Source organism: Paucibacter sp. KCTC 42545, assembly GCF_001477625.1.
Classification (GTDB): domain Bacteria; phylum Pseudomonadota; class Gammaproteobacteria; order Burkholderiales; family Burkholderiaceae_C; genus Paucibacter_A.
The window spans coordinates 682220-703763 of sequence record NZ_CP013692.1 but is presented as its reverse complement, the minus strand read 5'-3'; the positions used below and the strand labels follow the sequence as shown (position 1 = coordinate 703763).

Sequence of the window (21544 nt, the reverse complement as noted above, 5' to 3'; positions counted from 1 at the left end):
CAATGGGCACTCTTTGAATTGCATCGAAGCAGGGGCAAGGGCCAATGCGGCCCCAGCAACTCAGCCCATGTGCAGGCCGCCGTTGCAGCTGAAGTCGGCGCCGGTGGTGAAACCGGAGTCTTCACCCGCCAGCCAAGCCACGATGGCAGCGATTTCTTCGGGCGTGCCCAAGCGCTTGATTGGGATGGTGGCGACAATTTTCTCCAAGACCTCGGGGCGAATGGCCTTGACCATATCGGTGCCGATATAGCCGGGGCTGACGGTATTGACCGTCACGCCCTTGGACGCCACTTCTTGCGCCAGGGCCATGGTGAAGCCATGCATACCGGCCTTGGCAGCCGAGTAGTTGGTCTGGCCGAACTGGCCTTTCTCACCGTTGACCGAGGAGATATTGATGATGCGGCCCCAGCCCCGCTCCAGCATGTCTTCGATCACCTGCTTGGTGACGTTGAACATGGAGTTCAGATTGGTATCGATCACCGCATCCCAATCGCCGCGGCTCATCTTGCGGAACATGCCGTCACGGGTGATGCCGGCGTTGTTCACCAGCACATCGATGGGGCCATGTTCGGCGCGCACCTTGGCGAAGGCCGCCACGGTGGAATCCCAATCCGAGACATTACCGACCGAGGCGTAAAAGGTGTAGCCCAGGGCGGACTGCTCATTCAGCCACTTGTCGAAGTCACGGCTGGGGCCGCAGCCGGCGATGACCTTGAAACCTTCTTTGTGCAGGCGCTGGCACATCGCAGTCCCGATGCCGCCCATTCCGCCGGTCACATATGCAATCTTCTGGCTCATAAAAACTCCTTGCCTCCACGGCTGGCTATTCGGTGTGGCCACTGGCTGCGCCGCGTCTAGAGCGCCGGCAGCGACCTATTGATATTCGATAAAGACGCAGGAAAGTGCGGGTGAAAACAAGCCTCACGCAAGACCCCGGGAGGGTCAAGCGGGTTGGCCCTATGCGGGTAAACCGAGGGCTTGTTAGCGTTCCACCGTCAAGGCCACGCCCATGCCGCCGCCGATGCACAGCGAGGCAATGCCTTTCTTGGCATTGCGGCGCTGCATCTCGTGCAGCAAGGTGACCAGAATGCGCGCGCCAGAGGCGCCGATGGGGTGGCCCAGCGCAATGGCGCCGCCATTGACGTTGACCTTGCTCATGTCCCAACCCATTTCCTGATGCACGGCACAGGCTTGGGCGGCGAAGGCTTCATTGATTTCGAGCAGGTCAAGGTCTTGCGCTTTCCAGCCGGCACGCTCCAACGCCTTGCGGGCCGCGGGCACCGGGCCCATGCCCATGATGGCCGGATCCAGGCCAGCGCTGGCATAAGACGCGATGCGCGCCAGCGGCGTCAAGCCAAGTTGTGCCGCCTTGGCCGCCGTCATGATCAGCAGGCCGGCGGCGCCATCGTTGAGGCCGGAGGCATTGCCGGCGGTGACACTGCCGGCTTTGTCGAAAGCGGGGCGCAGGCCAGCCAGCACCTCGGCATTGGTCTTGCGGTTGATGAATTCGTCGGTGTCAAAAATGATCGGATCGCCCTTTTTCTGGGCGATGCTGACAGCCGCGATTTCGTCCTTGAAGCGGCCGGCGTCCTGAGCCGCGGCGGCCTTTTGCTGCGAGCCCAGCGCCAGCGCATCCTGCGCGTCGCGGCTGATGCTGTACTGCTTGGCCACGTTCTCAGCCGTGATGCCCATGTGGTACTGGTTGTAGACGTCCCACAGGCCGTCGGTGATCATGGTGTCGACCAGCTTCCAGTCCCCCATGCGCTGGCCGTCGCGCGAGCCGGGCAAAACGTGGGGCGACAAGCTCATGCTTTCCTGGCCGCCGGCGATGACGATCTCGCTGTCGCCATCACGAATGGCTTGCGCCGCCAGCATCACCGCCTTGAGGCCGGAGCCGCAGACCTTGTTGATGGTGAAGCCGGGCACCGATTGCGGCAGGCCGGCCTTGATGACGGTCTGGCGTGCCGGGTTCTGGCCGGCGCCGGCGGTCAGCACTTGGCCGAGGATCACCTCATTGATTTGCGCGCCATCCAGGCCGGAGCGACGCAGCAAGTCCTTCACCACCGTCGCACCCAATTCCACCGCCGAAGTCTTGGCCAAGGTGCCGCCGAACTTGCCGATGGCAGTGCGGGCTGCGGCCACAATCACGATATCTGTCGTCATGTCTACTTGCTCCGTTTTAATTTCAAGTTAGGCTTTTTGCTTGACATAGCGGCCAGGCGCCGCCTCGATGGACTTGTACTTGCGATTACCCGCCGCCTTGGGCGCAGGGATCTGCTTGCCGGCATGGGTGGCCAGCCATGCGGACCAATCGGTCCACCAACTGCCCGGCTTCTCGACCGCAGTGGCAAACCATTGCTCGGCCGTGCCCGGCAGGGCCGCCGATTTGCCGACCCAGTAATTGCGCTTGTTCTTGGCCGGCGGGTTGATGACCCCGGCGATGTGGCCGGAAGCCCCCAGCACAAAGCGCTTATCGCCCTTGAACACCTGGGTGCTGCGATAGGCCGCGTCCCAGGGCACGATATGGTCTTCGCGCGAACCGTAAAGATAAACCGGCGCTTCAATCAGGCCGAGGTCGATCTTCTCGCCGCACACGGTCAGGGCGCCCGGCACTTTCAGCTCATTTTGCAGATAGGTGTGGCGCAGATACCAGCAGTACATCGGCCCGGCCATATTGGTGGCGTCACCGTTCCAGTACAGCAGGTCAAAGGCCGGCGGCGCTTCGCCCTTGAGGTAGTTGCCCACCACATAGTTCCAGACCAGATCGTTGGGGCGCAGGAAGCTGAAAGTGGTGGCCAGTTCCTGGCCCTTGAGCAGGCCCGGGCCCTTGGGGGCGTTCGGGCCAATGCTTTTTTCGCGCATCTGCACCAAGCCCTCGTCGACAAAGATGTCGAGGATGCCGTTAGCGGAAAAGTCGATCAGCGAGGTCAGCAAGGTCACGCTGCTGGCTGGCTGCTGGCCGCGCGCGGCCAGCACGGCCAAGGCGGTAGCCAAGATGGTGCCGCCGACGCAAAAGCCCAGACTGTCGATCTGATCAGCGCCGCTGATCTCACGCGTTACTTCGATGGCCTTGATGGCGGCGTGCTCGATGTAGTCGTCCCAGGTCCAGGCTGCGCAAGACGCATCCGGGTTGCGCCAACTGACCACAAACACGCGGTGGCCCTGCGACACCGCATAGCGGATCAGCGAGTTTTCGGGCTGCAGATCGAGGATGTAGAACTTGTTGATGCAAGGCGGCACCAGCAAGAAGGGGCGCTCGAAGACGGTGGGCGTCAGCGGCTTGTATTCGATCAGCTGAAAGAAATCGTTCTCGAACACGATGTCGCCGGGCGTGCTGGCCACATTGCGGCCGACCTCGAAAGCGCTCTCATCGGTCTGCGACACATGGCCGCGCTGCACATCGGCCCACAGCTGCTGCATGCCCTTGGCGATGCTCTCGCCCTGGGTTTGCAGGGCCAGCTTTTGCGCTTCCGGGTTCAGGGCCAGGAAGTTGCTGGGCGACGCCGCGTCGACAAACTGTTGCACGGCGAAGCGGATGCGCTGGCGGGTCTTTTCCTCGCCCTGCACCTGGTCGGCCATTTGCTGCAAAGTCTTGGCATTGAGCAGATACAACTGCGCCATGAAGGACGCGGCCGGGTTGGCGTTCCAGGATTCATCAGCAAAGCGGCGGTCGCCCAAGGGCTTGGGCGGGGCGGCGGGCACAGCCGCGGTCAAATTACCCAGGCTGCTCAGATGGAGCGCGTTATTCCACAGCTCGGTGGCCTGCTTGATGTAGTTGCCTTGCAACTCGCTCAGCGCCGCGGGCGAAATCTGCAGGCTCAGCATGGAGTTCCACATCTCGCCCAAAGCACCGACGCCATCGCTGGCTGGCTTTGCGCCGCCAGTCGAGCCGCTTGCCGCACCACTAGCCGCACCGGGGGCAGCGCCCTCCGACCTATCTTGAACAGCCTCGGCGGCTGCCGCTGAGGCTTTCGATTTACGTGCCATGAGTCTCCCAACCAATTACCAGACGATGAACTGATGATGATGAATGCACGGAGGCCTAGGACCGCTCCGCATGAACCCGCGCCAGACTCTTCGTCGCTGCGCAATAGCCCATGAGGATCATCCTAGTCATTTGCTGTTGTAACCTCCATCCCTTACCTTGTAATGACACCTCATGTACTTAATCGCAATTGCTTGGGGCTATGTGGCCGTGATGATGGCCTTGGCCGAAGCCACCAGCAGCCAAGGCAGCATTCTTGGCGCCGTGATCACTTTGCTGCTGTATGGCGTGCTGCCCATCACCATCTTGCTCTACATCCTGGGCGCCCCGGGGCGCAAAGCTGCACGCAAGAAGCAGGCCAAGGCCGAGGCCGAACTGGCCGCTCAGGCCTCGGCTGCCGCGCAGGCTGACACATCAACGCAAGCTGATGACGGCGACCATGCGCCCGCCCAGCCGCTCCCGCCGGTAGGAAAAGAAGCGTGAGTCTTCGCTGTAGGTGCACCAGGCGCCACCGCTGATCGCGCCCAGGCCCAGAGCCTGCAGCCGCTGGCGGGCCAAGCCCACCAGATCAGCGCGCCAGCGCGGCTCGCCCGCCGCGTTGGGGCGATAGCTGAACAAGGGTTGATCGTGCAAGAGCGGCGCCCGCCCGAAGGCTTGCAGCACATCGGCGCCCACTTCAAATGCGCTGGGGCCGATGCAAGCCCCCATCCAGGCTTGCACCTGCGCGGGCTGGCAACCGGCCGCAGCACACAGTTCGGCCACCGTGTTCTCCAGCACCCCGCCGGCCAGCCCCCGCCAGCCGGCATGGGCGCCGGCCACCCCACCAGGGGCGGCGAATAGCACGGGCAAGCAGTCCGCCACCTGAATCGCCACCGCCAACTCTGGCCGCGTGCTGACGCTGGCATCCACCTTGAGCTGCGGCACGCCCGGCAAGACATGCTCCGGCGCCAGGCGGGCGACGTCGCTGCCATGCACTTGGTGGAGAAACACCGCGCGCGCGCCCAGCGCTTGGCTGACCCGGGCCCGGTTGGCGGCCACGGCCGCGGGGTCGTCTTCGACCGCCCCGCCCACATTCATGCTGGCATGCGCGCCCTGGCTGACGCCGCCGGCGCGCGTGGTCATGAAGGCCTGCACCGGCAGGCCGGGGAACTCTGGCCGCAGCCAATCGGGGTCGATCAGCGCTGCCTCACTCAGCATCGGGGCAGGCGCTGGGTTGCGTCTTGGCGAAAGCGTCCAGCGCCATGCAGTTGGCAAACACCCGCATCACGCCGGGCACATGGTCCAGCCGGCAATCGAAACGCTTGGCGTTGAAGATTTGCGGCACCAGCACGCAATCGGCCAGGCCGGGCGTGTCGCCAAAGCAGAATTGGCCGGCACTGTGGCTGAGGCGCTGCTCCACCACGGCCAAGCCCTGCTCCACCCAGTGGCGGTACCAGCGATTCTTGTTGTCCTCGTCCACGCCCAGCTCCTTGCTGAGGTAGCGCAGCACCCGCAGATTGTTCAGCGGGTGGATTTCACAAGCGATGTCTTGCGCCATCGCCCGCACTTGGGCGCGGCCCAGGGCGTCGGCCGGCAGCAAGGGCGGCGTCGGGTGGGTTTCGTCGAGGTATTCGATGATGGCCATGGACTGGCTCACCAGCGCATCGCCATCGCGTAGCAGGGGCACCAGCTTGGAGATCGAGGCTTCGGCGTAGCTGGCATTGAACTGCTCGTTCTTGGCCAGGTGGACGCTGCGGTAGTCGTAATCCAGCCCTTTGAGTGCCAGCGCGATGCGCACCCGGTAGGAGGCTGAGGAGCGAAAGTAATTGAAGAGTTCCATGAGCGTGGATGATGCCACGGCGCTGTGACGGCGGACAGCTCGGGCGTGCGCTGCGCCGCCGAGAACACGCCACTCTTCGTCGGCATCTTCGGTGCCACTTGAGGGGCATTCCGCGCGTCATCTTGCCCACGCAAGCGCCCGGCTACACTCCGGCCCATGTGGCTGCCCCCTCGTTTCAAGTTTTGCTCCAGCTGCGGCGCGGCCGTGGACTACCGCGTGCCGGCTGACGACAACCGCGAGCGTGCGACCTGCGGCGCCTGCGCCAGCATTCACTACCAAAACCCCATCAATGTGGTGGGCACGGTGCCGATTTTGGGTGAGCCCGGCGCGGAGCAAGTGCTGCTCTGCCGCCGTGCGATTGAGCCGCGCCTGGGCTTGTGGACCCTGCCGGCCGGCTTTCTGGAATTGGGTGAAAGCTGCGAAGCCGGCGCCCTGCGCGAAACCATCGAAGAGGCCGGCGCGCAAGTCGAGATGCAGCCGCTCTACAGCCTGATCAATGTCTTGCGCGCCGGGCAGATTCATCTCTTCTACCGCGCCCGCCTGCTCTCGGCCGAGTTCGATCCAGGCCCGGAAACCCTAGAAGCCAAGCTCTTTTACGAGCATGAGATTCCCTGGGACGAGCTGGCCTTCCGCACCGTGCGTGAAACCTTGCAGCGCTATTTTGAGGACCGCCGCCTGGGCCGGCCCTTCACGCTGTTCAGCGCCGAAATCAGCTGATTCAGGCCCGACCGGCCGGCTGCGCCGTCGCCCAGGGGCCGGTCACGCCGTCCAGCTCGCAGTCCCACAAGGCCTGCACATCCATGGCGTCGACCACGCCCTCGGCATAGACCTTCAGCGCCAGGCTGCGCAGCATCACCACCATGCCGCGCACAAAGGCGGCGCGCGCCGCATCACCCGACACCCCGCTGACCACGGCCACGTCCAGCTTCACATAGTCCAGGCCGGCTTGGTAGAGGCGCTCCACCTGGGCCAAGCCGGCGCCGGCATGCTCCAAGCCCAACTTGAGCCCCAGCGGGCGCAGTTGCCGGCCCATTTCCAGCAAGAGATCAAAGTGGGCAATGGCTGCGCTTTCGGCCAGTTCCAGGCCGAGCTTGCGCGCTGCCTGCGGGGCTTGAAACACCTGCTCGCGCAGGCGCGCCACAAAGCTGCCGTCCAGCAACGAGGCCGGCGCCACATTGATGCAGCGGGCTTGGCCGTCGCGGGCGATGGCTTCCAGCGCCAGGGTCACGGCCAGCACATCCACATCGGCCGTCAAACGACTGCGCAAGGCCAGGGGCAGCCAGCGCGAAGCAGGCTCAAAGGCACCGCCCTGCTCCAGTTGCAGCTGCATCGGGCTTTCTTGATGCAGCACTTGACCCGCCTTGTCCAGCAGCGGGTAGGCCAGCAAGCGCCCGCGCTTCTCAGCCAGCGCTTCCATGATCTGCGCCCGCCAAGCGCGCTCGCCCAAGGCCAGCAAGCCCGTGACCGCTTCTTGCGCCCCAGGCCGCAGCTTGCTGAACTCAACCACAAAGCCGCTCTGGCTTTCGGCCCGCGCCAGCGCCGCATCGGCTTCACCGAACCACACACCCATGGCTTGATCGCGCGGCAGATCCACCGCGCCGACGGCCACGTGGATGCCATTGCCAAAGGCCGGCAGGCTGGCGCGCAAGGCTTCGCTCAAGGCCTGGGCCGTTTCCTGCGCCACATCCGGCGCGGGCAGCCACAGCGCGAAGTCCGCACCATTCAAGCGGCCGCCCAGGCAGCCGCGCACCCGGTCGGGATAGGCTTTCACCGCCTTGCCCACCGACAGCAAAATCTGATCGACGGCCGGCCGACCGAGGCGCTGGTTGAGTTCGGTCAAATCACGCAGGCGCAGCAGCACCAGGCCGGCATGGCTGGGGCCTTCGTCCCGACTCAGGGCCGAACTCAGCTCGGCCATGAAGTGCTTGCGCGAGCTCATGCCGGTCAGCGGGTCGCAATGCGCTTGCAGGCTCAGCACCTGCAGTTGTTCGGCCTGGGCCTCAAACATGCTCTTGACGCGCAACACCATGGCATTCATGGCTTGGCTGAGTCCGCGCAACTCGGGCACGCCAGATTCAGGCACCACCGTGAAGCTGCCCTCCACCACCGCCCGGGCTTGGGCGGCCACATTGTCCAGAGGCCGGCGGATGCGGCGCAGCACCCAAGCCGCCGCCAAGCTGGCCAGCACGCCGACCACGCTCAGCAGCAAGCTGATGCGGGTGACGCTGCGCCACAACTCATCATGGGCATAGGCCGACTGGCTTTGCACCTCCAGGCTGCCGACGGCATTCCAGCCATTGCTGACCTGGGCCACGCCGGGCTGGGCCTCGATGGGCGTCAGGGCGACAAACCAGGCCGGCGCGCGGGAAGCCAGGGCTGCGGCGCGGCGCTCAAGGGCCACCTTGCCGTCGGCATGGCGCAGCACCACGCTCTGATAGTAGCCGGTGTCGAACAGCGCCGACATCTGCAACTCCATCAAGGTCGGGTCGCCCTGCTGCTGCGACAAGACCAAGGCCAGGGCCTGGGCGTTGTCGCTGTTTTTCATTTGCAACTGGGTCTGCAGCAAAAGCCGCACCGACAGGGCTGATACCGCCACGCTGCCCAAGAGCGATGCCAGCAGCGCGGCCAAAACCAGCAATCCAACCTGACGCATCAAGGACATGGAAACTCCCCAACAAGACTATTCACTTCTCAGCACCCTTAAAAACCTTCGGCCCGCGCCTTGGCCAGCAAATCGCGCCACAAGGATAGACGTTGCAGCGGGTCCCCCGCCGACGTTGCCCCCACCCCTTGCCACAGCCCTTCGCCGTTGAAGCTGAACACCGGCTGCAAGTCAGGCCGCTGCGAGGCGGGCCGCACATCGGCAATCAGATTGTCCAGAATCAGTGGCTCCGCGCTCGGCTGCGCATAGTAGGCCAGCACCATATGCGCAATGGAGCGGCCGCCCAGACTGGCACGCACATAAACCATACGCAGCTTGGCCACCGGCATGCCGGCCGACAAAAGGGCGAAATACTTGGCAATGGCGTAGTCCTCGCAATCGCCCTGGCCCTTGGCCAGCGATTCCAGCGGGCTGGCCCAGTAGTCGATCTTGCCCCAGACCTCGATGTCGTCGCGAAATTCGATGTGCTTGTTGACGAAGCCATTGACCTCGCTCACCCGCGCCACTTCGTCCATGGCGGTGGCGCGCTCAATCAGCTGCAGCATCTGCTGCGCCTCGGCCAGCGCCCGCGGCGAGACCTTGGCCGCCGCCTCCAGCCAGCGACCGCGATCCAGCGCGTAGCTCAGCGTAGGCAGCACGCCGGCCGCCAAGGCCAGGCTCGCACAGACGCGCAGCAGCCAGCGCCGGGTCAAGCCCGGTCTAGGCACTTTGGCACGTTGAGCGCAAAAGAGCATGCGTTGTTGCGTCCGAATTCAGCTGGCGAGAGGCCTGCAAAGCAATGCAGCAAGCCATAATCCGATGCACTTTACAGGCTGCGCCCCATATGGCGGCCAGGTGCAGGGCCAATTTCCTTTGTATTCCATGAGCACCCAGACAATCCGCCAAGAAGTTGACAAAGCGCGCCAGACCGGACCGCTCAAACAAATCATCATCCCCCCATGCCCTGAGCTGCTGGCCCGGCTGCAACAGGCGATGGCAAACAACCCGCCAGATTTGACCGAAGTGGCACGCATCGCCGCCAGCGATGTGGCCATGTCCGCCACCCTGCTGCGCCTGGCCAACAGCCCCATTCACCTGTCCGACGGCATGCCCTGCAACACCGTGGGCCAAGCCATGACCCGGATTGGCCTGGACGAGACGGCGCAGGTGATGACCGCCTTTCTGCTGCGCAATGCCTTCCCGGTCAACAACCCGCATCTGACCCGCTTCTGGGAGCGCTCAGCCAAACGCGCCCGCGCCATGGCTTTTGTGGCACGGCAGCTGCCGGGCTTGTCGCCCGACCTGGCCCACACCTTCGGCCTGTTTTGCCATGTGGGCATTCCGGTCCTGCTGCAAAGCTTGCGCGGCTATGGCTCGACCCTGGTGGAGGCCGCCGCGCGCATTGACCGCTCCTTCATCGCCACCGAAAACGCCAACCACCGCACCGACCACGCCGTGGCCGGCGCCCTGCTGGCCCGCGCTTGGAATATGGCGCCGGAGCTGATGGCGGCGATCCGCCTGCACCACAGCCTCGAATCCATGGGCGCCTCGGACATCGAACCCGAAGTCCACACCCTGGTTGCCGCCGGCCTGATCGCCGAGCACCTGATGCGCATGCACGAGGGCCTGGACCAGGAAGCCGATTGGGCCGCCCACCACGCCGACGCCATGGCTTGGTTGCACATCAGCGCGGAAGACCTGGAGCATTGGGACGACCAATTGCGCGCCTTGCTGGACCACGCCTGAGCCCATCCTCCGGCCCGCACTCGCCGGGCCGGCGAAGGCGAATCAAGCCAACTCAAGATAGCGCGCCAACTCCCAATCCGTCACGCATTGATTGAAGCGCGCCACCTCTGACTGGCGAGTTTCAACAAAGTGGTTCACGAACTCTGGGCCAAACAACTCTTTGGCCAGGCTGGATTGGATCATCGCGGCCGTGGCCTCGGCCAGGGTGGCGGGCAGGCGCTGCACGTCTTCCGCGCCGTGATTAGCGCCATTCACCGCCGGCAGCTCAAGCGCGAGCTGATGTTCAATGCCATAGAGGCCCGAGGCCAGTGCCGCTGCAATGGCGAGGTAGGGATTGGCATCCGCGCCCGCACTACGCGTCTCCAGCCGCAGCGATGAGGCCGCGCCGGGGATCACGCGCAGCGAAGCATTGCGGTTGTCGATCGCCCAGGTCGGCTTGACTGGCGCCAAGTTGTTGTCCACCAAGCGCTTATAGCTGTTGATGAAGGGCGCGTACATCGGCAGCAACTGTGGCAGGCCGTATAGCTGACCAGCGATGAAATGACGCATGGTGTCGCTCATGCCGGCCGCGCCCTTGGCATCATGGAAGGCGTTGCGGCCATCGCGCCAAAGGCTTTGGTGCAGGTGCTGGCCGCAGCCGGGATAGTCCACCGAGAACTTGGCCATGAAGGTGTTCAAGAGCCCGTGTCGGCGGCCAATCTCACGCACCGACTCCTTGAATAGCACCGCACGGTCGGCCGCTTGCAAGGCCTCGGTGTAGCGGATCGCGGCCTCAAAATTGCCGGGGCCGGCCTCGGTGTGCAAGGCCTCCAGCGGCACATCCATGGCGTTCAGGTTGGTGAACAAGTCGCGCACAAAAGCCTGCTGGGCATCAATGCGAAAAGGCGAGTAATTGGTGGCGCCATGGGTGGCGGTAACCAGGTCGCGATAGCCCTTCTGGCGCACCGACAGCTCGGTTTCGGCCAGCACAAACCACTCAAACTCAACCCCGACCTGGGCCGTGAAGCCCATGCGCTCGGCCTTTGCCAGCACCCGCTTGAGCACTTGGCGCGGGCAGATCGGCAGCGGTTGGCCGTCGGCCTGAACATGCTCGCCCAGGATCAGCCAACGGCCATCATCCCAAGGCAGCTGACGCGCGGTGCTGGGGTCAAGCCGCAGGCCAATGTCCGGGAAGCCGGTGTGAAAGCCGGTGAAGCTGACGCGGTCGTAGAGCCGATCCTCAATGTCCCAGCCGAACACCGCGCTGGCAATGGTGCCGCCGCCCTCCAACATGCTGGCCATCTTCTCGCCGCTGAGGTGCTTGCCGCGGCAGACGCCGTCGATGTCGGTGACGGCAAATCGCACATAGGGCTCTTTTTCCAACACCATCCGGGACAGCTTGATTGCCGACGCATCCGCCATGAAAAGGCTCCAAAAAATGCCCTTCTCGGCAGGGCGATATCAGCCGCGCTCCCCGGGAGGGACGCCGGCGCACGATGAGCCCCATATTAAGATCGAATGCGCGGGCCATTCGCCCGTGTTTACCTTGCACTGCTGCATTCAGAACCCGCTCCTCGACCGCCCCACACGGCCCGCCCATGACCCTGCGCTACCTCACCGTTCCCGTCACCGCTTTCGCGCAAAACTGCTCCATCGTCTGGTGTGATGAAAGCCGTGAGGCCGCCATCATCGACCCTGGCGGCGACCTGCCGCGTTTGTTGGAAGTGGTGCGCCAGCAAGACCTGACCCTCAAAGCGATTTGGCTCACCCACGCGCATATCGACCATGCCGGCGGCACCGGTCAGCTGGCGCGGGAATTGGGCTTGCCCATCATCGGCCCGCATCCGGGCGATCAGTTCTGGATCGACGGCCTGGCCAAGCAAAGCCAGATGTTCGGCTTCCCCGCCGCCGAGCCCTTCACCCCGACGCGTTGGCTGGCCGACGGCGACACCGTCAGCATCGGCAAGCAAACCCTGAATGTGCGCCACTGCCCCGGCCACACGCCCGGCCATGTGGTGTTCCATAGCGCCGCGATCAAGCGCGCCTTTGTCGGCGATGTGCTCTTCGCCGGCGGCGTGGGCCGCAGCGACTTCCCCGGCGGCGACCATGCCACCTTGATCAACTCGATCACCCAAAGGCTTTGGCCCATGGGCGACGACACGGTGTTCATCCCCGGTCACGGGCCTGAGAGCGACTTCGGCACCGAGCGCCGGACCAACCCTTACGTCCGCGGCACCTGAACGCTGGAACTTGCTGCAACGGCAGCGGCCCAGTCAGGTCCAATTTTGATGGCATATTGGCAGCCGCCACGCCAAGTTCCTTGCCGCGCTGCATCGTACTTGGGCTGTCACTTTGTCTGAAGTCACGCCATGTCTGATGCCTGAAACCGCCACCAGCTCACCAACCGAACTTGCTCGGCCCACCTTAGCGGGAGCAACGGCGCCCGCAGTACGCGCCAGACCGCCGCTGGTGCCGAGCTATCTCGAACGGGTCTACTGGTGGGCCTATGTTCACCCCAGGGCGGTGCAGACTTTTGAGCGCGGCTGGCTGGTCAATGCCATCTTGTTTGGCAATTACGCGCGTTTGAGCGACGCGGCCATCAAGGATTTGACCGAGCCCAGCGGACAAGGCCAAGCCATGCCGAACCGCACTCTGCAGGTGGCCTGCGTCTACGGCAATCTCACAGCGCGCCTGCAACAAGCCTTGGCACCGCAGGCGCAACTGGATGTGCTGGACATCTTGCCCGTGCAGCTGGAAAACTTGGGAAGGAAGCTACCTCCGTCGGAGCAGCTGCGTTTGCTGCATGGCGACTCCTCGGCCTTGCCGGCTGCCAACGCCAGTTACGAACAAGTGCTGATGTTCTTCCTACTGCACGAGCAACCAGAGGCCGTGCGCCGCGCCAGCTTGGCGGAAGGGCTGCGCGTACTCAAACCCGGTGGCAAGCTGGTTATCGTGGACTATCACCGCCCAGCAGCCTGGCACCCCTTGCGTCCCCTGATGCGGCTAGTTTTCAAATGGCTGGAACCCTTTGCCATGGATTTGTGGCGACATGAGGTGACGAGCTTCCTGCCTGCGCAAGACCCGCCGCTCAAGGTCGAAAAGCATTTGTACTTCGGCGGCTTGTATCAAAAGTTGGTGATTCGCCGCTGAGCCTTGACGCGGCCGAGGGGCCTCGGCTCAGTCAGCTGCCCCGACAATCGCCGCCATGTCAGAACGCCCCGCCGAAAGTTCAAGCCCAGCACCCCACGGCACAGTTCGCCGCCTGCGCGCACAGCTGCCGCGCCTGGCCCTGGCACTCGCGCTGCTGGCCCTGAGCTTGCCTTTGGCCTATCGCCTCTTCGGCCCGCGCGGTGTGGAGGTGCAAGTGCAGCGCAAGATCTGGCGCCTGGAGATCGAGGTGGAGCGGCAGATCGCCGAGCTGGGCTCGGCCTGGTGCGATGAGTTGCCCGCCGGCGCACAGGTCCAAAGCCAGCGCTTGGTGGGAGCAGCCGTCGATACACCCGCTACCGCGGCTGCAAGTGCCGACGCCCCACTTCGCGCCCATTGCCGCTACACCGTGCCGACTTGGCGCACGCTGTGGCAAGCCTCCCGACAAGGCGTAGACCCCGAACCACCACGCTGGCCCGAGCCCGAATTGACGCAAGGCTCGCAGGAGCTGAGCCGCCAGCGCCTGGGCGCACGCCATCAGTTTTACGAGTTAGAACTGGTGGCCGCGAACGGCCAGCGCTGGGTCTGCCGCCAACCGCTGGACAACTGGCGCCGTCTGCCGCAAGGCCGCAGCTTCCGTCTGCTGGTTGACCGCCAAGGCAGCGCCAACTGCGCCAGCGTGCCCAGCGGCTGAAAGCAGCCAAGCCACTCAGCCGATCAACTGCCGAAACGGCCGAAACGACGGATCCGGCCGACCCGCCGATAAGATGCCGCAGCTTTTCAAAAACCCCCACCGCTCACGCCCACCCATGAACCTGCCCCGGCCTTCCCGCTTCTCCTCCATTCCGCCCGGCGCGGGCGTGCTGTTCTTTGTCCAGATGTTCTCGACCCTGGGCTTTGCGGTGCTGTATTCCAGCCTGGTGCTCTACGCCACGGAGCATCTGAAGTTCGACGCCGAAAAGGCCGCTCTCATCATGGGCGTGTTCGGCGCCTTCAACTACGGCCTACATCTGTTCGGCGGTTATCTGGGCGGGCGATTCCTGAGTAACCGCAATCTCTTTGTGGGCGGCATGGTGCTGCAGGTGCTGGGTTGCGGCGCTATCGCCGGCGGCACGGCGGAATTGCTCTACTGGGGCCTGGCCCTGTTCCTGACCGGCAGCGGCCTCAACGTCACTTGCCTGAACATGATGCTGACACAGCGCTTCGCGCCCGAGGACAGCCGGCGCGAGGGCGCCTTCCTGTGGAACTACGCCGGCATGAATGTGGGCTTTTTCATCGGCTTCAGCGTGGCCGGCCACTATCAGCTGAGCAAGAACTACACCGACCTGTTCTTGTTTGCCACCTTGGGCAATGTGGTGGCCATCGTGCTGGCCCTGGCTTTCTGGCGCGTGCTGGCCGACATCGACACGCCCTTGCTGAAGGCCAGCCCGCGCGACTTCAAACTGCGCCTGGCGGCCGGCATGGCTATTCTGGCCGGCCTGGTGCCGCTGCTGTGGTTCTTGCTGCAACACCCGGATGGCACAGAGTCTTTGCTCAAGCTGATTTCGGCCGGCGTGGCGGTGGCGCTGATTGTGCTGACGGTGCGCCACACCCATGTGCCCGAGCGTAAGCGCATGTGGGCCTATCTGATTTTGACTCTGGGCTCGCTGATGTACTGGTCGCTCTACCAGATGGCGCCCAGCGGGCTGCAGCTGTTTGCGGTCGGCAATGTGAAGCTGGAGTTGTGGGGCATTCGCATCGCACCGCAATGGGTGCAGAACATCAACACCTTGGTGATCGTGCTGGGCGGCCCGCTGCTGGCGGCCTGGTTTGCGCGCTTGCGTGAGCGTGGCTGGCCGGTGGACGTGCCCCAGCAGTTTGCCGCCTCCCTGGTGCTGATGGGCCTGGGCTTTCTGGCCTTGACGCTGGGCATCAGCCTGGCTGATGCGCAAGGCAAGGTCGACTTTGTCTGGCTGGGCAGCAGCTATGTCTTGCAAAGCCTGGGTGAGTTGCTGATCTCGCCGGTGGGCTACGCCATGATCGGCCGCCTGGCCCCGCGCCAGTACCAGGGCGTGATGATGGGCAGCTGGATGTTGGTGACCGGCCTGGCCTCGCTGTTCGCGGCGGACTTCTCCGGCATGGTGGCCCAACCCGCAGGCAGCACCGCGTTAAGCAGCAACCCGGCCTACGCCAGCCTGTTCACCCAGCTGGGCCTGGGCAGCGTAGCGGTGGGCGTGCTGCTGGTGCTGATGATTCCGACCCTGCGCCGCCTGATTGGCGCTGAGCCGCAAGCCGAGGCCTCAGCCAAGGCTTGACCCTCAATTCAGTTGCGCAACTCCAGGCCGCCCAGCACCAGCTCGGCCTGGATCAGCAGCTGCTTGCTGCTCATCAGCGGCGGCGTGGTCTTGTCGTCGATCTCTGACAAGAGCGGCTTGCCAGTCACGCTAACGCGCCAGTCCGGCGGCAAAAAGAGCTTCACACTGCCCATCACCACATGGATCCGCAGCTGAGCCGTGCCTTCGATGGAGGCCTGGCGCAGATCGAGCTGGGCCTCACCCATCACCACCTTGATCTCGCCGCCGCTAAAACTTTGGCTGCTGATCTTGGACTGGTTGCCGCTCAGAATCGTGCTGAGCTGAATGCGATCTTCCGCATGAAGCTCAACGCCATCGGCCCCGGTTCTGCCGCCACCACCCAAACGGCCACGGGCCATCACCAGCACACCGGCGCCAATCAGAATCAGCGGCCAGAAGTCGCGCCAGCGGAAGTCAAAAACGCCCAGATGCCGCAGCGTCAGCAAGCCGCCCACTGCAATCAGCGCGAAGCCTATGCCTCGGCCGCGCGCATCGCTGTCCTGGCTCAGCTTGAGCACCCCCAGCGCAATCAGCACCAGCGGCCAAAAAGGCAGGATGCGCCGCACATCGAAGATGTGAAAGTTGTCCAGCAAAAAAGCCAGGCCGAGCAGGGTCAGCACCAGGCCAAAGAGCATCTGCTGTTTGGAATCGTTGGATCTCATGATGTCTTTTCTTGTTCCGGTTCAATGATGTCGGCGCGCTCCCCACGCACCCCGCGCAGGCCCCAAGCCCCTTGCAGCAGCTTCCACACGCCCAGGCCGACCAGCAGCACCGGCCAGCTATTCATGTAAGTCATGCCCAGATACCGGGTCTCGCAAGCGTAGAACCAGCCTGAGAGCGCCATGATGAAAATGCCGCTGCCGACCTGCTCAGCGCTGCGTGCGGTCAATAGCCGCATCACACCGAAGGCGGTGATGGCCAAGGGCCAATTCGCCCGCAGCCAATCCATCAGGTGGTAGCCGCGCTGCTCCGCCAGCGCCACCACGCCGATGACGATCAAACAAAGCCCGAAGAAGAAATGATCTTGCGGCCGATTTCGATCCGACCTTGGGCGACGTGGCGAGCGCTGGGACATGGACAAGCTTCCGTGATTTGCAAGGCTGCCACGATAAGCGAGCGCCGCCCGGCTGTCGCCGGAATTTTGACGTTTGGTCAGACGGATGGCGCCAACAACCTAGGGAGCCGACGAACGTCAAAAGCCAGCAGGAGGCTTTGCCCCCAAGTCGCGCTAATTGGCCAACAGCCTCAGCAACAGCCAGGTCGGCAAACCCAGGTAGAGCGCGACCTGGCTCAGGCGCTCCAGGCCGCGCCGAATCCAGGCGGAGCGGCTCGGCTGCAACAACACCGCCAACACGGTGCCCGCCTCAATCACGGCACGCAGCACCGCCGCGCACAAGATCACGCCCATCGCCCAGGCCGCCCACCAGAGCGCGAAGGCCTTGGCGTAGGCCAGTAGGCCAAAGCTGTAGTACTCGCCCAAGGCGCTGCCGTAAGCGATGTATTGATGCAAACGGAAAGCAGGCAAGGCCAGCAGCAGCGGCAGCAAACCGTACTTGAGCAGCGGGCGATCCAGCCAGCCCAGGCGCATGGCCGCGCGCGCCGCGGCATAGAGGCTGGCGCGTGAGGCCTGCGACGAGTGGCCGCTGCCATCCAACCGCAAGGCGCGCGCCAGCGCCGCAGGGTCGGCCAGGGCCAAACCGTAAGGCCAGCGCTCGCCGCTCACCAAGCGCAGCGTGGCGCCCGTGCCGGGAATGGCCAGGCGCCAGGGTTCAAGCGAAGCGATATCGCCCAGCGCCAACTCCAAGCGCTGTGGACCACGGCTGAGCACCAGGGCTTCACCCTCAATGCGAGCGCATGCCGTGAAGGCCCGTAGCACGCACCAGGCGGCTGCCTCCGGGGCGAGAAAGAGCAGGCCGAAGATTCGCAATTGCGCCAGGGTATTGGTCTGCAAAACCGTATCGCCAAACAGCATGACCGCCGCCATCCCCAGCAGGCTGCCGCGTGCCAACGTACGCAGCAAGCCTGCGGCAATGCGTGCACCCGGAGGCAGCACGGCCACTTTGAAGTCCACGGGAAGGGCTGCGCCAGCCGCCTCGGCATCGCCACCCTCGCCGGCCAGCCCAAGGCGCCGGCCCAAGGCCGTCATAGCGGCCAAGCCAGCCATCAGCACCAGCGCGATTGCTGCCGCTCGCCCGACCCAGTCGCCCCACCTGACCATCAAGGTCAATGGCGGCTCCCGCATCGCCTGTTCCCCCATCACCAGAGTGCGCTCCCCTAGGCGCGAGCCGGCGATCACGCTGCCGCTGGGGTCAATCACGGCGCTGTAGCCGCTTGTCGTCACGCGGTATTGCGGCAGACGGGTTTCGATGCTGCGAAAGGCGGCCACGGCCTGATGCAATGCGGCGCCTTGCGCGTTGGCGCTGAACCAAGCGTCGTTAGACATCGTCAGAATGGCCTGCCCGCCCAGGCGGGCACCTTCGATGGCCAGATTGACATCCACATCGTCCAGGCAAATCAAGGGCAGCACCGGAATCTCGCGCCCATCGGCCAAACGCAAAGGGAACACCCGCGAGCCGGAGCCGGGGCGCCAATTGCCCGCCCAGGGCAGCCATTGGCGCAGCGTTGGCCGGTCGAGCCAGCCGGGCAGATACTCGGTCAGCGGGAACAGCCGCGTCTTGCGATAGAGGCCCAGCAAGCCCGCGCCCGGCGTCACGAAAGCCGCGGCGTTGTACTCCCCTGCTGCATCACGGTCGTAAGTGCCAAACACAAAGGGCACGCCGGCCGCGTTGACGATGGACAGGATCTCATGGTCAAGTTCGGCGCCGGCCTCACTCTTCGGGTGACCGAAGGTGGTGGGGTAAACCGTCTCCGACCACAGCACCGCATCCGCATGCTGGCGCTCAACAGCGTCGTAAGACATGGCGTAATGGGTGTCCAGCACCTCGCGCACCACCGCCGCTGCGCCCTTTTCCCGGCGCAGGCTTTCGTAGTCCACGATGTTGGATTGCACCAGGCCGATGCGCAGCGATTGGCGGGAGGCTGGCGATGCTTGCGACGGCGTGGCCGACTCGCTCGGCTGCGTTGGCAGTGCCGACAGAGCAGACAGCGCGAACAGGCCATAGCCGGCCAAGAGCAGCGGCGGCAGCGTTGCCAGCGCCAAAGGCTTGGCGATGGCGCGCACACCACCCGCCACCCGCGCCAGCGCGGCCGTGAGTGCTTCGTTCGACAGCAACAAGCAGACCGTGAGGCCCGCCGCGCCACCAAGGTCCGCGGCTTGGCGCAGCAGGCGCGAGGGGTAAAGCCCATGGCCGAGGGTGTCGCCCAGCAGCTTCGGGCCCAACCACTCGGTGGCGACCCAAGCGGCGGCCGCAGCTAGGGCCGCTAGCGCAGCACCCAACCGGCGGCGGGCGATATGTCGTACCAACGCATAGGCCAAGAATTGCGGCTGAAACAGCGGCGCGGCCAGCAGCAACAAGGCCAGTCCCGGCGCGGCGCCCAGTTGCGTGTAGCTGCCCATGGCAATACCGAACCAAGCGAACACCGCGGCAGTGAAAGCAAGCGACATCGCCCAGGCGTTGAGCAAGCCGCGAGCCAGGGTCGGCTCCGCATCCAGCGTGCGCAACCAGGGCAGCAAGGCCACAAAGCCAAGCAGCCAGCCTGCACCGCCGCGCGCGTACAGCCCGCACAAGAGCGCGCTGGCCAGAATGCCCAGCCAGCGGCTATCGCGCAGCCGGGTCCAAGTGCTGGCGGGCCTCATGGCGCAGGCCGCGCCGACTCAAGCGGCGCGGGAATGACAATGCGCCGCACCGGCATGCCGGGCGGCGCAAGCTCGGGCGGCACCACGCGGTTCTTGGGAATCGCAAGCGGCTGCTTGGCGGCGTCGAAGAATTGGTAGTCGGGTGCGAACATCAATATGGGCTCGATGCGCTTACCATCATCGGTGGCTTGATGATGGCGCACATAACCTTCAGGTAAGACGAAGTCCTCGGGCACCGCCAACCCGACCAGGGCCGGCCGAGTGCCCGGCGGTGAGAAAGCGCCTAGGCCGGTGTAGACGCCGGCCTGGTGCAGGCGATCAATCACCTCGGCCATCGTCGGGCGCTCGCCCTCGTTCACATAGTCGGCAAGGTCGGGCGAGAGGTCGCCATTGGGGTCACGTTGGCGCCAGATGCGGCCGGTGGCGCTGGCGGGCTGCGCGCTTGTTGCCACCACCGCAGGGCGTGACTGCCCCTCAGTTGGGCCCACTGGCGCGGGCGGGATCGCACGCGCTGTCAGCACCATCGGCGCACTTGCTGCGCTTGGCGCACTGGCGGCAACGACAGCGACTGGCGGCGCCGCGCCAGTCGCTGTGCCTTCACCACCACGGGCCGTCAGCATCCACCAGCCGCCCACCACGCCAAGCGCTGCCAGGCCTAAGGCCAGCAGCAGCAAGCCCCTGGCGGGCCGCCAGGCAGCGCGTTCCGGCGCCGGTTCACGCACGAGAGAGTCCCGCGCCCAGCCTTATGGCGCCGACGGATTGGAGGTCGAGACCGCCCAGCCCATGCGCTCGTGGCCGTACTGATTCCACAGCGGGCTCTTGCCGCCGACAAAGCTGGTGTAGCGCGGTGCGCCGCTGCCGGTGGTGCCACCGAAGAGGCCAGCCGTCACGGTGCCGCCGCTATAGGTCGGGTGGGTGTCATCCGACTGGATGTAGTCATAGCTGCTGCCCGCGGAGACGAAGTGTGCATTGGCGTCGCGCAGGGTCGCGCGCAGCGTGCTGGTGATGCGCGTCAGATAGGCCGCCTCACTATCGCCCGCCACATAACGCAGGGCCTCGGAGTCGACCTTGCCGTCGCCATTGCTGTCGTAATCAGCGCCCATGTACTGGGCGAAGTTGTCGGCGCATTGAAAGCCTTTCTGGCGGGCGTACTCGCACATCCAGTAATTCATCTTGGCCAGCTTGGGCAGAAAGACGGATTGCAAATTCACCGTAGCGCCGGTCGTGGCGTCTTTGCAAGAGCTTTGCACGTTGTCGGCGGCATAGCCCGGGTAGTGCAGATTGGAAATGACCTTGACCTTGGTGCCGGCATAGGCGTTGGCATTGATGAAGTCCATGGCGGCAGCGACATAGGTCTTGCAGCTGTTCACCCCGGCGTCCATGCCCGAGTAATCGCAGGTACCGGTCTGGCTCTTGAAGGCGGTGCGGGCTTGCAGGCCGTCGTTGCCGCACATCTCGAAGGTGACGGCCCGCGTCGAGCTGGCCTGCATATAAGACTTCTCGGCCACGATTTTGTTGTTGTAGATATCGGCCGCCACCGCGCCGGATTTGGCGCGGCGGATGCTTTCGATGTCTGCATTCCACAGGGCCGACAAATACTCCGCATCCACCGTCGGCGCCGCATACTTGGCCGCATTGAGGGTGGAGCCGTTATAGCCCGCGTAGATGGAATCGCCGTAGGCCACCACCCGGTATTTAGTTGTGGTGCCGGCGCGGTCAATGGTCCAGGACACGTTTTGCGTCAGTGTGTTGGCATTGGCGGGAGCCGCCGCCCCCAGCAAGAGCATGGCGGGCAAAAGCGAGCACAGCGCTGTGCGAACGCGGGCTTGCAGCGCGCCGATGCGGCGCGGGCGAGGACTTGTAGGGTCGGGAGTCTTTGTCAACATCTTTGTCTCCTTGAACGATTGATTTTCGAAAGGAAAAGAGCGCCCGAAGCCAGCCGTGCTGCCAGACGCCATGCCGAAGCGCAATGACATTAGCACCGGGCCCCAGGGCATTGCTGCGGGGAATCCCTGCGCTGCAGCGCAGCAAGACCGCAAAGCCATGGTCTTGGCTCGCAGGGCCAATTCGACTTGCATACGGCGGCAAACAGGGGGCAGCCAGACATGGGCCACGGTGAACCCCGCTTGCACATTGC

General features: G+C 64.6%; 20 protein-coding genes. 7 read left to right on the top strand and 13 right to left on the bottom strand.

Annotated elements, in window-relative coordinates; genetic code table 11:
• Positions 1 to 60: 60 nt before the first annotated feature.
• From phbB to phaC, 3 genes are all read right to left on the bottom strand, one after another.
• Positions 61 to 798: an acetoacetyl-CoA reductase gene (gene phbB / locus AT984_RS03045; protein WP_058718847.1), complete on the bottom strand. Its 738-nt coding sequence runs from the start codon at positions 796 to 798 to the stop codon at positions 61 to 63.
• Positions 799 to 981: 183 nt separating this feature from the next.
• Complete coding sequence (locus tag AT984_RS03040) at positions 982 to 2163, bottom strand: acetyl-CoA C-acetyltransferase (RefSeq protein ID WP_058718846.1); 1182 nt, start codon at positions 2161 to 2163, stop codon at positions 982 to 984.
• Positions 2164 to 2190: 27 nt separating this feature from the next.
• The gene (gene phaC, locus AT984_RS03035) at positions 2191 to 3987 is read right to left on the bottom strand and encodes a class I poly(R)-hydroxyalkanoic acid synthase (protein ID WP_082679744.1); all 1797 of its coding nucleotides are present in this window, start codon (positions 3985 to 3987) and stop codon (positions 2191 to 2193) included.
• 172 nt (positions 3988 to 4159) lie between these two features.
• Between phaC and AT984_RS03030 the strand changes: the two genes are divergently transcribed.
• Positions 4160 to 4468, top strand: coding sequence for a hypothetical protein (locus tag AT984_RS03030; RefSeq protein ID WP_058718844.1), 309 nt, complete (start codon positions 4160 to 4162; stop codon positions 4466 to 4468).
• Here the strand turns inward: AT984_RS03030 and pgeF are convergent.
• Both pgeF and maiA read right to left on the bottom strand, forming a co-directional pair.
• Positions 4400 to 5182, bottom strand: a complete 783-nt coding sequence (gene pgeF / locus AT984_RS03025) for a peptidoglycan editing factor PgeF (RefSeq protein ID WP_058722053.1) — start codon at positions 5180 to 5182, stop codon at positions 4400 to 4402. The genes AT984_RS03030 and pgeF overlap by 69 nt on opposite strands.
• Positions 5172 to 5804: a maleylacetoacetate isomerase gene (gene maiA / locus AT984_RS03020; RefSeq protein ID WP_058718843.1), complete on the bottom strand. Its 633-nt coding sequence runs from the start codon at positions 5802 to 5804 to the stop codon at positions 5172 to 5174. Before maiA ends, pgeF begins: the two co-directional genes overlap by 11 nt.
• 156 nt (positions 5805 to 5960) lie before the next feature.
• On the opposite strand from maiA, the gene AT984_RS03015 reads away from it, so the two are divergent.
• A complete protein-coding gene (locus AT984_RS03015; protein WP_058718842.1) occupies positions 5961 to 6521 on the top strand; it encodes an NUDIX hydrolase in 561 nt (186 codons plus the stop codon).
• Position 6522: 1 nt separating this feature from the next.
• Here AT984_RS03015 and AT984_RS03010 read toward each other — a convergent pair whose 3' ends face one another.
• Both AT984_RS03010 and AT984_RS03005 read right to left on the bottom strand, forming a co-directional pair.
• The gene (locus tag AT984_RS03010) at positions 6523 to 8466 is read right to left on the bottom strand and encodes an EAL domain-containing protein (protein ID WP_082679743.1); all 1944 of its coding nucleotides are present in this window, start codon (positions 8464 to 8466) and stop codon (positions 6523 to 6525) included.
• Positions 8467 to 8504: 38 nt separating this feature from the next.
• Positions 8505 to 9200, bottom strand: coding sequence for a transglutaminase-like cysteine peptidase (locus tag AT984_RS03005; RefSeq protein WP_082679742.1), 696 nt, complete (start codon positions 9198 to 9200; stop codon positions 8505 to 8507).
• A 127-nt stretch (positions 9201 to 9327) separates the two neighbouring features.
• Between AT984_RS03005 and AT984_RS03000 the strand changes: the two genes are divergently transcribed.
• Positions 9328 to 10191 (top strand): HDOD domain-containing protein, encoded by an 864-nt coding sequence (locus AT984_RS03000; RefSeq protein WP_058718840.1) that lies wholly within the window; start codon positions 9328 to 9330, stop codon positions 10189 to 10191.
• Positions 10192 to 10233: 42 nt separating this feature from the next.
• On the opposite strand, the gene AT984_RS02995 is transcribed toward AT984_RS03000, so the two are convergent.
• Positions 10234 to 11592, bottom strand: coding sequence for a glutamine synthetase family protein (locus AT984_RS02995; RefSeq protein ID WP_197418228.1), 1359 nt, complete (start codon positions 11590 to 11592; stop codon positions 10234 to 10236).
• A gap of 176 nt (positions 11593 to 11768) precedes the next feature.
• Here AT984_RS02995 and AT984_RS02990 point away from each other — a divergent pair, with 176 nt between their 5' ends.
• The 4 genes from AT984_RS02990 (at position 11769) to AT984_RS02975 (ending at position 15611) form a co-directional block, all read left to right on the top strand.
• Positions 11769 to 12410, top strand: a complete 642-nt coding sequence (locus AT984_RS02990; RefSeq protein ID WP_058718838.1) for an MBL fold metallo-hydrolase — start codon at positions 11769 to 11771, stop codon at positions 12408 to 12410.
• A 229-nt stretch (positions 12411 to 12639) separates the two neighbouring features.
• The gene (gene rquA, locus AT984_RS02985) at positions 12640 to 13320 is read left to right on the top strand and encodes a rhodoquinone biosynthesis methyltransferase RquA (protein ID WP_231741506.1); all 681 of its coding nucleotides are present in this window, start codon (positions 12640 to 12642) and stop codon (positions 13318 to 13320) included.
• Positions 13321 to 13375: 55 nt separating this feature from the next.
• Positions 13376 to 14011, top strand: a complete 636-nt coding sequence (locus AT984_RS02980) for a hypothetical protein (protein ID WP_058718837.1) — start codon at positions 13376 to 13378, stop codon at positions 14009 to 14011.
• Between the two features lie 115 nt (positions 14012 to 14126).
• The gene (locus AT984_RS02975; protein WP_058718836.1) at positions 14127 to 15611 is read left to right on the top strand and encodes a peptide MFS transporter; all 1485 of its coding nucleotides are present in this window, start codon (positions 14127 to 14129) and stop codon (positions 15609 to 15611) included.
• Positions 15612 to 15619: 8 nt separating this feature from the next.
• On the opposite strand, the gene AT984_RS02970 is transcribed toward AT984_RS02975, so the two are convergent.
• From AT984_RS02970 to AT984_RS02950, 5 genes are all read right to left on the bottom strand, one after another.
• Positions 15620 to 16312: a LiaI-LiaF-like domain-containing protein gene (locus AT984_RS02970; RefSeq protein WP_058718835.1), complete on the bottom strand. Its 693-nt coding sequence runs from the start codon at positions 16310 to 16312 to the stop codon at positions 15620 to 15622.
• Complete coding sequence (locus AT984_RS02965; RefSeq protein ID WP_156421866.1) at positions 16309 to 16725, bottom strand: LiaI-LiaF-like domain-containing protein; 417 nt, start codon at positions 16723 to 16725, stop codon at positions 16309 to 16311. The genes AT984_RS02970 and AT984_RS02965 overlap by 4 nt, the downstream gene beginning before the upstream one ends.
• A 153-nt stretch (positions 16726 to 16878) precedes the next feature.
• Entirely contained in the window at positions 16879 to 19407 is a 2529-nt protein-coding gene (gene lnt, locus AT984_RS02960; protein ID WP_058718833.1) for an apolipoprotein N-acyltransferase, read from the bottom strand.
• Positions 19404 to 20129, bottom strand: a complete 726-nt coding sequence (locus AT984_RS02955; protein WP_058718832.1) for a hypothetical protein — start codon at positions 20127 to 20129, stop codon at positions 19404 to 19406. Before AT984_RS02955 ends, lnt begins: the two co-directional genes overlap by 4 nt.
• Positions 20130 to 20150: 21 nt before the next feature.
• The gene (locus AT984_RS02950; protein WP_231741505.1) at positions 20151 to 21293 is read right to left on the bottom strand and encodes an SGNH/GDSL hydrolase family protein; all 1143 of its coding nucleotides are present in this window, start codon (positions 21291 to 21293) and stop codon (positions 20151 to 20153) included.
• Positions 21294 to 21544: the final 251 nt, after the last annotated feature.